This is a genomic window from Trueperella pecoris (genome assembly GCF_014926385.1).
GTDB classification, from domain to species: Bacteria; Actinomycetota; Actinomycetes; order Actinomycetales; family Actinomycetaceae; genus Trueperella; species Trueperella pecoris.
This window is the reverse complement of the sequence record NZ_CP053291.1, coordinates 1,989,308-2,003,477: the sequence shown is the minus strand read 5'-3', so window position 1 is coordinate 2,003,477 and position 14,170 is coordinate 1,989,308. Positions and strand designations below refer to the sequence as shown.

The window sequence follows — 14,170 nt, the reverse complement described above, 5'->3', positions numbered from 1 at the left end:
TGAGATGTTCAGCCGGGCGGTAGCTCTCGCCTAGGGAAGGTTCGGGCTAAAAGTAGTGCCGTTGAAGGGTTAGCGCCTGGCGGTACTCCTCATAGGCCTGGGCCGTCGAGTCGATACGAGAAACTTGCGCCACCGGAACATCCCAATAGGACGACGACGGCGGGTTGGGTCCGTACAGGTCCGTCTCGATGTAGATCATGACAGCTTTGTCCATAGCTGCGGCCTGCTGGTATGCCTCGCGGAACTCCGCAATGGACGACACACGGAGAACAGTCAGCCCCCACGACTCGGCGTTCTTAGCGATGTCAACGGGAATGATCTGCCCCTCTTGGTTATGCGGATTCCCGCCGCCCATGCGGTAGCGGGTGCCGAAACGCTGCGATCCGCGCGATTCGGAAAGCGCGCCGATGGAGGCGAAGCCGTGGTTTTCAAGGAGGACGTAGATAATCTTCAGGCCTTCTTGAGCCACGGTTGCCAGTTCCATGGGAAGCATCTGGTAAGTTCCGTCCCCCACGATGCTGACCACTTCGGAATCGGGCAGTGCCATTTTCACGCCAATAGCCGCGGGGATCTCGTAGCCCATGGTCGAAAAAGCGTATTCGACATGGTACTGAACTGGCGTCTTGGCTTGCCACAAGGCTTGTAGATCACCGGGCATGGAGCCGGCGGCGTTGATCAAGACGTCGTTGTCGCCCATCATCTCGTTGAGGGCACCAAAGACCTCAATCTGTGCAGGGAGTGGGCCGTGGTCGATATGTGTCAGTTCGTCGACCTTCTCGAGCCATGCCGAACGTTCCTGCGCGATACGCTGCGCATAGCCCTCGCTCACGTGGTAGTCAGCGAGCAGGTTCGTCAGGTCCGTCAGCGCTTCGCGCGCGTCTGCCACCACCATCATGGCCCCGTTCTTGACGGCGTCGAAGGCCTTCACGTTGATATTGACGAACCGGACGCCTTCGTTCTTGAATTGTGTGCGTGAGGCTGTTGTGAAATCGGAATAGCGGGTGCCGATTCCGATAACTAGGTCGGTCTCGTCCGCCAGGTGATTCGCGCTATCTCCGCCGGTTGAGCCGACGCCGCCAATGGCCTGTGGATGGTCACAATTGATTGCCCCTTTGCCCGCCTGGGTATCGGCGACCGGGATACCAGTCACGCGCGCGAACTCACGCAATTGCTCGGAGCCCTTCGAGTAGATCACGCCACCGCCAGCGATGACCATGGGTTGCTTCGAGCTACGGATCAGCGCGGCTGCGCGCTCCAGACATGAACGCTCGGCCGGCGGGCGCCGGATCGGCCACACGCGCTTTGCGAACGCCTCCTCTGGAAAATCGAAGGCTTCGGCTTGAACGTCCTGCGGCATGGCGATAGTGACGGCGCCGGTATCGGCTGGGTCGGTCAATGCGCGCATTGCCTGCATCAACGACGGCAGGAGCTGCTCGGGCCGGTTGATACGATCGAAGAACACGGATACCGGGCGGAAGGCGTCGTTAACTGACGTATCGAGCGTCTGCGGGTTCTCAATCTGCTGCAAAACAGGATCCGGTGTGCGGGTAGCGAACTGATCCGACGGTAGCAAGAGGACGGGCAGGCGGTTGGTGGTCGCGAGCGCGGCTCCTGTCACCATGTTGAGAGCGCCCGGGCCGATCGATGACGTACACACCATCGTCTGTGTGCGGTTCTTCGCTTTGGCAAAGGCGGCAGCCGCGTGGACCATTCCTTGCTCATTACGTGGCATGTAGTAGGGAAGGCTCCCGCCATCCGGCGTTGGGTCGATCTCGTTTTGGAGCAGAGCCTGGCCTAGCCCGGCAACATTGCCGTGGCCGAAAATGCCGAACGCTCCAACGATGAGTCGCTGTTCTACTCCGTCAGACTCGGTGTACTGATTGATGAGGAAGCGAATGGTCGCTTGTGCGACCGTCAGCCGTACACTGCTCATAGCGTCTCCTTAGTGAGTTCTGTAAAGGGGAGGCGCGGGTCGATATTTTCGCCCTCCCAGGCCTGGCGCTGCCAGGTGTGGATCGGGTCGTCGGTCATCATCCATACCGAGTCCTCGGCGGGCCCGGCCATCACGTTGAGGTAGTACATGTCGTATCCAGGGGCTGCCACGGACGGGCCGTGATAGCCGAAAGGAACGACGACGGTGTCGCCGGAGCGCACTTCTGTGCAGACGTCGATCTCCTTGCCAGGTGAGGGATAGACGCGTTGCAGGCCGAAGCCGGGGGTTTGAGCGGTCGGCCCACCCGGGCGCATTTCAAAATAGTAGATTTCTTCGAGGATGCGTTCTTCCTTGTTGTGTTCATCGTGTTTGTGGGGAGGGTAAGAGGACCAGTTCCCGCCGGGGGTGAGGACTTCGGTGACGAGCAGATGAGATGTTTCGACCCGATTGCCAAGCGCATAGTTGTTGACTTGCCGCGAGCAGACTCCGGCGCCCCGAATACCAGCATTGACCTCCGTCACTGGGCAGTAGCGCACTGGCAGGTCTTTGCTTGCCTTCGCTCCGGGAATGGCAAAGCGGCCGGGCGTCGTGGCGGTGAGGGTGAAGGCAGTGTGGCGGGGGAGGAAGATGTAATCGGTGAGCGCGGTAAATACGCTGTCTCGTCCGTTTAGATGGAATGTCTCCTCGCCGACCGTAACATCGGCGCTACCGACCAACGGGAGGACCAGAACCTCGTCCTCGCCGGTGTTTGTGGTGAGGCTTTCGTTGGCATCGAGCCCGGCGATCTTGAGACTGGAGTATTCCCAGCCCGCCCTCTCAGCGGTGATGTAGGTATCGAATGCCCCCTGGGCGCTGCTGCCGGAGGGGAGAACGTATTGATTGTTTTGATTCATAGCAACTCCACTGCGTTGTCGACTGCTTGCTGAACGTCTCCGCCATGGGGAAAGAGAAGGGACCTGCCGATGACCAGGCCAAAAACGTTGGGGTACGTCATGGCCTGAGCCCAACTACTCAGGGCCTTGTTTGGGTCGGCTGGCACCTCGCCGCCAAGGATGAGCGAGGGCAACGTGGTGCTTTCCAATACCCGCTCCATGTCCTCAGTATAGGGGAGTTTGAGCCAAGTATGGGCGCTGGTCGAGCCCAGGGCCGAAGCAATTGCGATGGACATGATGACGGCGTCGGCGCTGAGGTCGTTGACGATACGGCCGTTTTTCCACGTGGAGATGAAGGGTTCGATCATCGCTACCTTGTTGAGCTTAGCCAGTTGGTCGACGGCGTGTGCGGTGGCTTCAAGGGTGTGTGGCGTGTGGGAGTCTTCGAGGCAGATGCGCGTGAGGGTTTTTCCGCCGTCGAGATTGTAGGCAGCAATCGCCTCGGGTGTATAGCAACCGAAGCGGTCGTCGATCTCGAAGGCGGATCCTTGCAGGCCGGTGCGATTCATGGAGCCGAAAACGAGCTTGTTGTCGAGAGCGCCGAGCAAAGTAAGGTCTTCGATGAGGTCGGCAGTGCCGAGGAAGCCGTTTACTCCGGGTCGGGAGAGCGCGATCATGCAGCGTTCGAGGAGCTCGGCGCGGTTTGCCATCGCAGATGGATCTTCCCCAGCTCCGAGGGCGCCGCGGGCGGGGTGGTCACATGCGATGATGAGTAGCTTGCGCCCGTCTGTGGGGATCGCTCCGGGGCGCCGATTGGCCAGCGCATTTTTCACGCGTTGTGGGGAATGAAGGCGGATACTTGGGATATCGCTGATTGTCACCATGAGCGCTTCTGCACTTTCGGATTGGTCTCAGGGCGGGTTGCCATGAGATGGAGGACTTCGGATTCGGTGGCCATCGCCGTGGAGCACTCGAGGCGAGAAGAGACAATAGCGCCCGCGGTTGAGGCGAAATGGATGGCCTTGGGGATGTCCCAGCCGGAGAGGAGCGCGTGGATCAGGGATCCACCGAAGGAATCGCCTGCGCCGAGGCCGTTGAGCGTCTCGACGTGCGTGACGGGTACCTCGATACGCTCTTCTGCGGTCTTTGCAAGGGTGCCCTTTGGACCTTGCTTGACGATCGCAAGCTTAACGCCGCGTTCGAGCAGGGCGTCTGCGGCCCGGTCTGGCTCGGTCTCTCCGACGGCGATCCTGCACTCTTCCTTGTTGCCGACAGCCACGTTGACATGGGAGAGGATGGCGCTGATCTCGCGTTGCGCGATTTCTTCGCTGTCCCAGAACATGGGGCGGTAGTCGAGGTCGGCGATTGTCCAGCCGGGGGAGCCCATGCGTGCACGCAAGGCGGTCCAGTGTGCGGACCGGGAGGGTTCGGCGGACAGGCCCGTGCCTGAGAGGAGGAAGGCCTTGGCGTTGTGAACCGCCTCGATGGGAATGTCTTGGGAGCGTAATTGAAGGTCGGGTGCGGAGGGCTCTCGGTAAAAATAGAGGGGAAAGGTGTCGGGTGGGAATATTTCACAGAAGGTGACGGGCGTCTTGAAGTTGGGGGTGGTGATGACAAAATCGTCGGCGACGCCGAGCCGGCGCATTTCCAACCGAACAAAGTTCCCGAACGGGTCGTCTCCCACTCCGGTGATGACGGCAGCGGAATGACCCATTTTTGCGGCTGCCACGGCCACGTTTGTCGGTGATCCTCCGAGGAATTTCCCGAAGGTTGTCACCTCTTCCAGGCTGATGCCGGTTTGTAGCGGGTAAATGTCGACGCCGGAGCGTCCGATGGAAATTACTTCTGGATGTTGAGCGCTGTGCACCATTGCATGCTCCTTTCTGCGTGTTTCACAGTTTGCTACTCGCACGGCTATTTGTCAATAACATGTAAGCGTATTGAGGTTACAAAGCGTGGAGATAGTCTAAAGAATGCGCATCATTAAATGAATTGCGATAATGTATTTGTTAAATGTTGGGAAGAAAAGGAGTGCGTCGTGGTAGATAATGAAAAAGATGCATCTCTGGATACGCCGTACGTCCTTGATGTGATACTCGATCGAAATTCCACTGAGCCTTTGTATCAGCAGATTTACAATCCCATTGCGGAGCTGATCGAAGCCGGAACCCTGTTGCCCAACCAACTTCTCGAAGATGAGATCTCAATGGCTCAGCGGTTAAGCATCTCTCGGCCGACCGCTAGGCGTGCCCTACAAGAGCTAGTAGACGCGGGTCTTTTGGTTCGAAGGCGCGGTGTGGGAACTCGTGTCACACCATCTCACGTTCATAGGCAGCTAGCACTCACCTCGCTTAACGACGATTTAATTAAGGCTGGCCACTCAACACGTACTGAGGTCCTGAAATACCAAATCCATCTCGCGAGCCCTGATGAGGTTGAGCTTCTCAATTGTGCGCTGGACGAAGAGCTCGTTACTATCCAGCGCCTTCGTTGGATTGACGACCGCCCATTGGCTGTCCTTAACAATACGATTCCAAGTAGGATTGCCCCTACCTTGACGGAGTTGTCTCGGTATGGGCTGTATGAATCCTTCGGAAAGCACAACGTCTTTCCCGCTTCAGCTGTGCAGACGTTAGGGGCGAAGAATGCCTCAAAATCCGAGGCCGATCTCCTCGCAATCGAGCCTGGGATGGCGTTGTTTACGATGGAACGGACGGCGTACGACGTCGACGGCCGGGTCATTGAGCGTGGTAGCCACGTCTATGACGCACAGCAATACAAGATGACGTTCCCATTGGCGACCAGCTAGATGTCTCTTGAGACTTCGCGCGCCTAGGTGTTGTTGGGGAATTTCTTATGTGACAGGCATGTTTTCATCCTCTTCAATAATGTGCATACAAACGCTTGACGACTAGTGTCAATGTTAGTAACGTAGTGGCTAACGACGCACCGCCAACGACGGCGACAACGCGTTACTCACCGCGACTGAGCTGGTGTGACAATTGATTGAGGAGACAACCCTACAATGTCAGCTACGACGTATACACCGGGCCCGCTATTAACCGCGAATCGGCAGTTCCCCACCGTGTTGTGGAACGACTCATCGGACATTGATGAGCTTCGCCAATCCATTTCTTTCGGAGGCGTTGGCGCTACATGTAATCCGGTGATCGCCTACAACACCATTTCCAAGTATCCGGAGATTTGGACAGAGCGTATTCGTAAGATCGCGGCCGACAACCCCACGTGGAGCGAGTCGCAGATCGGATGGCAGGCGGTCAAGGACATGTCTGTCGAGGCGGCGAAGCTTTTCGAGGAGATCTTTGACGAGACCAATGGTCACGATGGTCGCCTTTCAGTGCAGACCGATCCGCGCCTTCACCGCGATGCGAAGGCCTTGGCGGATCAGGCAGAAGAGTTCCATCACCTAGCAAAGAATATTATTGTCAAGATTCCAGCGACGAAGTCTGGAATTGAGGCGATTGAAATGGCCACGGAGCGAGGAGTGTCGGTCAATGTCACGGTGTCCTTCTCCGTGCCGCAGGCTGTCACGGCCGCAGAGGCCATTCAGCGCGGTCTTGCCAAGCGTGAATCAGCCGGGCACGACGTGTCGCAGATGAGCCCCGTCGTCACCATTATGGTGGGCAGGCTTGATGATTGGCTCAAGTCCGTCGTCAAGCGGGACAAGATCTTCATCGACCCATCGGCCCTCGAATGGGCGGGCGTGGCTGCCGTCAAGCGCGCCTACAGCATCTTCAACGAACGTGGGCTTCGCCCGCGACTGCTCGTGGCAGCGTTCCGGAACGTGTTGCAGTGGAGCGAATTCCAAGGTGGAGACCTCGTCGTCTCCCCGCCGTTTAGCTGGCAGAAGATCGTCAACGATTCGGACTACGAGCCGGTGGAGCGGATGAGCGAGGACGTCGATCCGCACTACATCACCGAGCTGCAGCGAATCCCCGATTTCAACCGCGCCTACGACGTCGATGGCATGAGCGTCGAGGAGTTCGAGGCTTTCGGACCTACCGTGCGAACGCTGCGTCAGTTCTTGGCCGCAGACAACGATCTGGACATGCTTATCCGCGATGTCCTTATTCCGGCTCAGTAAAATGCGCTTGTCGCGCTTTTGGTGAACCACTTCTTTAACAATTTTTTTTCCCCCCCAACGACGTGAGGAACCCAAAATGATTCGTATTGGTCTTGTCGGTGCTGGACGCATCGCCCAGGTACACGCCCGCACTATCGCAGCACATCCGGAAGCAGAACTTGTGCTTGTGGGAGATCCCTATGAGCCCGCTGTTACTGCTTTGGCGGAAAAGTATGGGGTACGCTACTGCCTCGATCCAGATGAGGTGTTTGCGGACGACGAGGTAGATGCGGTAATTATCTGTTCGCCCACGCCGATGCACGTGGACCATATTCTTAAGGCCGCTAAGGCCGGCAAGCCTGCCCTGTGCGAGAAGCCAGTGGCGATGGAAACTGAAACAGTGGAGAAACTGATCGAGGAGCTCAAGGGTGTCGAGCATACGACGATGCTCGGGTTCAACCGACGTTTTGACCCGACGTTTGCGAAGATGCACCAGCTCGTCGCGGAGGGCGCGGTCGGAAACGTTGAGCAGGTGACGATCATCTCGCGCGATCCCGCCGCTCCTCCGAAGGAGTACATCGAGGTATCGGGTGGAATCTTTAAGGACATGACGATTCACGATTTCGACACCGCGCGCTTCTTCTTGGGCGACATCGTTTCAGTTTTTGCGGTTGGCCAGAATCTTGACCCGGATCTTGTTGATACGGGCGATTTTGATGCAGCCGTCATCACCCTGACGAACGCCGAAGGCAAGACGGCGACAATCACCAACTCGCGACATTGCTCCTCGGGATACGACCAGCGCCTAGAGATATTTGGTGATAAGGCGACCTTGAATGGAGAAAATCTGCGTGCCGATCAGATCCGCGTGTCCAATGGGCAGTACACGGATGCCAAGTCTGTGTATCTCGATTTCTTCCTCGAGCGCTACGAGGAGGCCTACGCGCGCGAGCTCGGGGAATTCTTTGCCGCGATTAAGGAAATGCGCTCTCCGTCAACCTCCATCGATGACGGCGCCAAGGCGTTGGCCATCGCTGAGGCGGCGGAGCTGTCAGCACGGACTGGAAAAGTCGTTACTCTCTAGTTCTCTAGAACCACAATCGATCAATCACAGAAGAAAATCAAAGGAGACTTTCATGAAGATCGCGGGAGCGCCCATCAGCTGGGGCGTATGTGAAGTACCAAACTGGGGCTACCAGCTCTCTCCGGAGCGGGTATTGACAGAGATGAGGGAGATGGGGCTGACCGCTACGGAGTTCGGTCCGCAAGGCTGGCTACCGGTTGAGCCGGAAGCGCGCGCGAAAGCGGTCTCGGGCTACGGCCTTGAGCCGGTGGGCTCGTTCTTCCTAGCAATTATGCACGATCCGGAGGTCGATCCGATCCCTGCGGTAAATGCGGAGCTTGACGCCTTCGAAGTCGCCGGTGGCACGAACCTTATCCTCGCAGCCGATTCGGGTCAGGATGGCTACGACTCGCGTCCCGTCCTCGACGAGGTGGGCTGGGATACCTTATTTACTAACCTTTCTCGGATTACGGAAGTTGCGGCCGCTCGTGGCGTGACGGCGTCGTTGCATCCGCACTGGGGAACGATGGTGCAAAACATCGATGAGGTTGAGCGTGTGCTCGATAATTCCTCCGTCGGCCTGTGCCTCGATACAGGACACCTAGCGTGCGGCGGCGCCGACGTTGTGGAGCTAGTGAAGAAGTATGCCGATCGGGTGAAGATTGTTCATGCCAAGGATATCCATGAGGATATGACGAACAAGCTGTTGACGGGAGAGATCGCCTGGGGCGAGGGCGTGAAGGCCGGAATGTTTGCGCCGATCGGTCAGGGCGACATTGATTTTGCTGCTGTCGTTGAGGAGCTCGATAAGGTCGGGTTTGACGGCTACTGGGTGCTTGAGCAGGACATCATGATCGACGGCGAGCCGGAGCCGGGGGCCGGGCCGATCATCGATGCGCGTGCGTCGTTCGAGGCACTAAAGGCGCTTGCTTAGAGAACACAATATGAAGGGTGCCCTCCGGTGCGATCACCGGAGGGCACTTTTCTACTCCTCGCATACATATACTGTCAAAGTTGAGGGTGTAACCAAACAATCACTGAAATTCTTTGTAATATGTCATAAATTTCCTCTAGAGTAGGGCCGAAGAACAGAGAAACAAAAGCCGAGGCGTTCGGAAGAAAGAGGAAACGCATGAGCATAATCGAAACTAAGAGTCCCGTAACTGAGCACATCAATGTACTATTCAAACGTGAGCTAGTGGAATCGCCAAGTGCTGAAGGGGTCGCACTCAACGTGGCCCCAGCCACAATCGCTCTGGTGTTATTCCTTGTGTCGATCGTGCTCGGCGTCGTTACATCAGTTCCCGTAGTAGTGTTCCTGTCGGGAGTGGGGGCAGCTTTATTGGTTCCCGTCTTCGCATTCGCTGATCTATACGCTCGAGTGCAAAAGTAAATAAGCGCAAAGAAGTGGCTGTATCACTAGCCATGTTTGGGGTGCCTGGAAGTTTGTTGAGGCTTCCAGGCACCCAGGACTGCTGAAGGTTTGGTTGACGCCGAGGCTGCTTTGCGAGTGTGGGGTAAGGAAGGATGCTGACCAAGCCAGAGATTTATAACGAGCCTTTTAGAGCTGACACGGTCGCCCTTGCTGAGTCGCGGATGAGCCGCAGGCAAGTTGCACTGATCTAGGAATCTCTCGCTCCTCACTGTAGAAATGGATCACTTACGCTCGTCTGGAAGCTCATCGTATGAACCCCTTGAGTGATCCAGCGGTCACCAAAGGGATGAGTGTGGCTTAAAGCGGATCCTTGAGCTGGCGACGGAAAATGGACCCTGATTCATTCAACTCCCGTTCTTTGTCAAGCTTGTGAACAATCTGCTCAGGAGTATGCTTACTGATTTTCGCCGCCATTCATCCATTCTCCCCACCCACAGGCAGGCCTTCTTTGGACAACACTTAAGTCACTTGGCCTTAAGAACCTAAGGACTCCACTGTTCGATATCAGGGGAAGCAGCATGGGTTGATGCTGGAAAACTGGTCGGAAACGTTTCTCCATTACTCGCTCCTTACACCCCCGATTTCACCCGAAAACGTTGATACGCCAGGGAAAACACCATCCTGAGGGGACTGAAAAAGTGGGAGTCGACCCCAGAAAACTGGAATCAACCCCCACTCTCAACAGGGCTTTTGATGCAGCACCTTCTAGTTGGCAAACTACTTGGAGTAACGATCTTCCATGTAGATCTCGATTTCCTCGAGAGACTTCTTCGACGTCTCGGGCATGATCTTCCACAGAATCACTGCGATGAGGAGATTCATGACGCCGTAGAGCGTGTATGTCAGCGCGCCGCCGAAGTTGTTCATCATGACGGGGAATGTCCATGTGATCAGGGCATTAGCAATCCACATACAGAAGATCGCGGTTCCATTCATGACGCCGCGCACCGATGCGGGGAACATTTCGCCAAGCATCGTCCACACCACGGTTCCGTTGGAGGACTGGACGACGAGCATGAAGAATCCCATGATTGCGAGGATCGCGTATGCTGCCCATGGGGAGGGTGTGCCGCCTGCGACCATGTGCGGAACAATCTCGAAATGGAAGATTGCCGCGATGCTCAGGAGCGAAATTCCCACGAGGCTGACATCCCAAATAAGGATCTGGCGGCGGGTGAACTTTGTGATGAGGACAAGGCCAAAAGCGGCCCCGATAACGGACATGACACCGTTTGCCACTTGGGCACTAATCGCCGCAGAAGTTCCCATGCCGGCGTATCCGAGGACCTTGGGGGCGTAGTACATAACGGTGTTGACACCGGTAGTCTGGTTGACGATAGCGAGGAAAATACCGACGAGGAGAAGTTTGCGTAGCCAGGGCACTTGCCAGACTTCGCGAAGGCCCTTTGTCTGGGGTTTTGCAAGATCCTTCTTTCGGCTGTCGACCATCTCATAAAGCTCGTCCGTTACCGAGCTCTCCGGTTCGTCTGCGCGGACGATCTTGAGCGTGCCAATTGCTTCGTACACGTCGTTACGCAGAACGTGCCAGCGAGAGGACTCGGGCATGAAATGCATGCCCAGCCACAGGAGCAATGCGGGGATAGAGCATAGGACGATCATCCAGCGCCAGGCAGAGCCGTTTCCAGAGCCTTCTTGGATGGATAGCTGCATAGCAAAGTCGCGTATCACATTCATGTCCGTTGAATGCACGGCCTGCTCGATTGCCTTTTGGAGCGAATCCCATGTGTATGCGCCGGCGGCAATCTGGCCAGTTGGGTCGGCGGTTACGGTTAGCTGCGGGCCGCCGTGTGCCGCATTGATTCCCGCGTTCATCGCGAACGCGAGCAGTTGCCCGGTGACAATCATCAGCTGGTCAAGAGCGACGATTGTGCCGCGGATTCGTTTGGGAGCAGTCTCGGCAAGATAGACCGGGACAGTGGCCGAAGCGCCACCGACTGCCAGTCCGAGAATTAGTCGGAAGGGGTACATAACCCACACATTTGGTGCGAAGGTGTTGCCAATGGCTCCGATAAAGAACAGGATCGCCAGCATGATGATATTGTGACGACGTCCGTACCGGTCAGAAAGACGTCCACCAAACAGAGCACCGAATGCTGCGCCGATGGTAAGGACGCCTCCAATTGCACCTTCCTCTGCTGCCGTGAGGCCAAGGCCACCAGCACCGATGGGCATATGCATGTAGGGTAGCGCGCCGGAAATGACGCCTGTGTCGTAGCCGAACAGCAACGAGCCAAGTGTTGCAACAGCGGCGATCGTAATGATTCCACGGGGTTTTCCGGATGCCGGGGTTTCCTTGACCATGCGGCCAAGGTCATCCTTGGTTATCTGCTGGATGGAAGCGTTGCGATGATGTTCCATCGGTTCTCCTTAATGGCAATCGCGAGAATTGATTGCATCGTTGCAATCAATGTCACGAAGTGACTTTTGATGAGATTTTGTTTGAGGAGGTGTCTCGGGGGTGCATCAATTTGTCGCCATCGTTGGCGGCTACCATATACACCTAGTGGTACAACTCTCAAACTCACCACAATTGTAAGGTTTGTTGAGCATCTTGTCTATAACAAATGCCAAACAAATGCGGTAGTTTTATATGCGACCTGCTGATGATGAGCGCGTCACACGCAAATCGTTGACGGCATGACCTTAGAGTGACATATCTACAACGGCGCGCCCCTGGATCTTTCCGGCGGCAAGTAGTGTATAGCCTTTGCCCGCCGCATCGAGAGGGAACTTCCGTGTCACGATGCTTCGATAGTCGATGTTCCCCTCGGCTGCCATCTTGATGACCGTGGGAAGGTCCTGGCGGGTGCGGGCGCCGTACGATCCAAGAATCGATTGTGATCGGCGCACAGTCCTATTGATCTCAACGGCCGCACTTTGTGTGCCCGCGCCCAGACCAATCGGGACCATACGTCCACCATCGCGCAGGCAGTCGAGCGCGCTGGCCCAAGTTTCGGGCCGGCCGAGTGCTTCGAATGCGACGTCAACACCGCGGCCGTCGGTGATCGCAAATACTGCCGCACGCACGTTCTCTGTTGTCGAGTTGACGGTGTGGGTGGCGCCGAGCGCGCGGGCGGCTTCGAGCTTGTCGTCGGCCACGTCAACCGCGATGATTTTTGCCGCGCCAAATGACTTTGCCACCTGGATGATGTTCGAGCCAATACCACCCGTCGCGACTACCGCGACGGTTTCCCCGTATTGAAGATTGGCGCCGCGTCTGACAGCGCCATACCCGGTCAGCGCCGCGCAACCGAGGATTGATCCCGCGACCATGTCCATCGAATCGTCTAGTACGGCAACGGACGTTGATGGAATGACGCAGTATTCAGCCAGTCCGCCCATGGAATACATGGCGATAGTTTCGCCGTCGACGCCGAAGAGTCGAGTTTCGCCGTCGTAGAGTTGCCCCTTGAGACGGTTCATATCGAAGAATGGCGCGCACAGGTCGTCGCGTCCCTCGGCGCAGAACTCGCACTGGCCGCAGGGCATGAGGAAGGCGCCGGCAACGTGTTGGCCGACTTCCAGGCCTGTATGTTGGTTTCCGGGCCCAACCTGCACAATCTCACCGGTTACCTCGTGCCCGAGGACACATGGAACTGGAAAGGCAATCTTGCCGCCGATAACATGGAGATCAGAATGGCACATGCCGCATGCAGCGACTTTGATGAGAACTTCTCCGTCACGTGGCTGGGGAGTCTTGATTGTTTCAGTTTGTAGGCCGATCTTCGGATCGCGAAGAACTGCTGCCCGCATCGTTGCGGGTATTTGTGTAGACATAATAGCCCTCCATTGGGATATGTAATCGACTATGTCATCTACGATATCACAAAGATTTCGCGTTTGTATGTGGTGTCATGCGGTTTTTCGGCGTCCGAAAGGGTACACCCTCCATTTTTATGGTGCCGTAGGTGTGCAGGGAATGGTGTGGTGTCGCCCTCAAGGTCTCTTCGGTGTCACTACCTGCGCGTCTGACAAACGCCTGGGCTGCGAGATAAGCTTAAGGCACCCGTTTCTGGCTCGCTTGATGTTGTCACACAGTCGAAGGCTGGTGTATCCCCAAGACTGTAAGAGGGCGGGAGTGGAGTGAAGCCTGGTGTGGCTGAGCGGTTCGTGGGTCGCTGAGTGCAAGAAGGCAGTCCGCGGATCGAGGGCTGATTAGGGGCATCTCCTCTTCGCCGAAGAGGGTGGAGAATGATTGCAGCCGGTGTAGCGCTATGAACAATCTGTTCGTTAACCACGTTGATCCCAAAGAGACTGTTTGTTAGCTCGTCACCCAGGACATTGCGAGTTGCGCCTTCGCGCATGATCCTTTCTACGTGCATGATGGCGAGATGGGAGGCGTAACGGATATCCCGGTTGATGTCGTGTAAAACCGCGAAAGCGCTGTACTGTTTTAGGATTGCTTTCCAGATGCCCTTGGCCAACACGAAGCCTGTCTTGGTGGGAGAATATGTACCGCCCGCGACATGATGCGCCACCTGCGGCGCGTGTGCGACGAGCGCGGAATTTCGGTGGTCATCGTCATCCATGACGTCAACACGGCCGCGGCCTATGCTGACACGATGGTGGCGATGAAGGACGGCAGGATCGCTCGCGTGGGAGCGCCAGGCGTGGTGATGCGAGAGGAGATCCTCGGTGAGATTTTTGGTGTGGACGTGGACGTGGCCCGGATGGGAGAGCGCCTGGTGGCGATGCCGATCGTCTAGAGACCGACGTGGGGCAAACACGAGCGGCGAGAAGTGCGCCGCTAGGCCGACGGACC

Annotated in this window: 11 protein-coding genes; 5 read left to right on the top strand and 6 right to left on the bottom strand. The window is 56.8% G+C overall.

Annotated elements, in window-relative coordinates:
* Positions 1 to 46: 46 nt before the first annotated feature.
* Genes iolD through iolC form a run of 4 tightly spaced genes read right to left on the bottom strand, consistent with a single transcriptional unit; the run spans position 47 to position 4,675 of the window.
* Positions 47 to 1,933 carry a 3D-(3,5/4)-trihydroxycyclohexane-1,2-dione acylhydrolase (decyclizing) gene (iolD, locus tag HLG82_RS09185; protein ID WP_193326532.1) on the bottom strand — a complete coding sequence of 629 codons (1,887 nt, stop codon included), beginning with the start codon at positions 1,931 to 1,933 and terminating at the stop codon, positions 47 to 49.
* Positions 1,930 to 2,826, bottom strand: a complete 897-nt coding sequence (gene iolB, locus HLG82_RS09180; RefSeq protein WP_193326531.1) for a 5-deoxy-glucuronate isomerase — start codon at positions 2,824 to 2,826, stop codon at positions 1,930 to 1,932. Before iolB ends, iolD begins: the two co-directional genes overlap by 4 nt.
* Positions 2,823 to 3,689, bottom strand: coding sequence for a Cgl0159 family (beta/alpha)8-fold protein (locus HLG82_RS09175; protein ID WP_193326530.1), 867 nt, complete (start codon positions 3,687 to 3,689; stop codon positions 2,823 to 2,825). The genes iolB and HLG82_RS09175 overlap by 4 nt, the downstream gene beginning before the upstream one ends.
* Complete coding sequence (gene iolC / locus HLG82_RS09170; RefSeq protein WP_193326529.1) at positions 3,683 to 4,675, bottom strand: 5-dehydro-2-deoxygluconokinase; 993 nt, start codon at positions 4,673 to 4,675, stop codon at positions 3,683 to 3,685. The genes HLG82_RS09175 and iolC overlap by 7 nt, the downstream gene beginning before the upstream one ends.
* 168 nt (positions 4,676 to 4,843) lie before the next feature.
* Between iolC and HLG82_RS09165 the strand changes: the two genes are divergently transcribed.
* From HLG82_RS09165 to HLG82_RS09150, 4 genes are all read left to right on the top strand, one after another.
* Positions 4,844 to 5,614 (top strand): GntR family transcriptional regulator, encoded by a 771-nt coding sequence (locus HLG82_RS09165; RefSeq protein WP_255313887.1) that lies wholly within the window; start codon positions 4,844 to 4,846, stop codon positions 5,612 to 5,614.
* 216 nt (positions 5,615 to 5,830) lie between these two features.
* Positions 5,831 to 6,910, top strand: a complete 1,080-nt coding sequence (locus HLG82_RS09160; protein WP_193326527.1) for a transaldolase family protein — start codon at positions 5,831 to 5,833, stop codon at positions 6,908 to 6,910.
* Between the two features lie 76 nt (positions 6,911 to 6,986).
* Positions 6,987 to 7,973: an inositol 2-dehydrogenase gene (iolG, locus tag HLG82_RS09155; RefSeq protein WP_193326526.1), complete on the top strand. Its 987-nt coding sequence runs from the start codon at positions 6,987 to 6,989 to the stop codon at positions 7,971 to 7,973.
* 52 nt (positions 7,974 to 8,025) lie between these two features.
* Complete coding sequence (locus HLG82_RS09150; protein ID WP_193326525.1) at positions 8,026 to 8,886, top strand: sugar phosphate isomerase/epimerase family protein; 861 nt, start codon at positions 8,026 to 8,028, stop codon at positions 8,884 to 8,886.
* A 1,218-nt stretch (positions 8,887 to 10,104) separates the two neighbouring features.
* Here HLG82_RS09150 and HLG82_RS09145 read toward each other — a convergent pair.
* Together HLG82_RS09145 and HLG82_RS09140 are read right to left on the bottom strand one after the other, a co-directional pair.
* Entirely contained in the window at positions 10,105 to 11,766 is a 1,662-nt protein-coding gene (locus tag HLG82_RS09145; RefSeq protein ID WP_193326524.1) for an MFS transporter, read from the bottom strand.
* A gap of 285 nt (positions 11,767 to 12,051) precedes the next feature.
* The gene (locus HLG82_RS09140) at positions 12,052 to 13,185 is read right to left on the bottom strand and encodes a zinc-binding dehydrogenase (RefSeq protein ID WP_255313886.1); all 1,134 of its coding nucleotides are present in this window, start codon (positions 13,183 to 13,185) and stop codon (positions 12,052 to 12,054) included.
* Between the two features lie 689 nt (positions 13,186 to 13,874).
* Between HLG82_RS09140 and HLG82_RS09135 the strand changes: the two genes are divergently transcribed.
* The gene (locus HLG82_RS09135) at positions 13,875 to 14,114 is read left to right on the top strand and encodes an ATP-binding cassette domain-containing protein (RefSeq protein ID WP_193326523.1); all 240 of its coding nucleotides are present in this window, start codon (positions 13,875 to 13,877) and stop codon (positions 14,112 to 14,114) included.
* Positions 14,115 to 14,170: the final 56 nt, after the last annotated feature.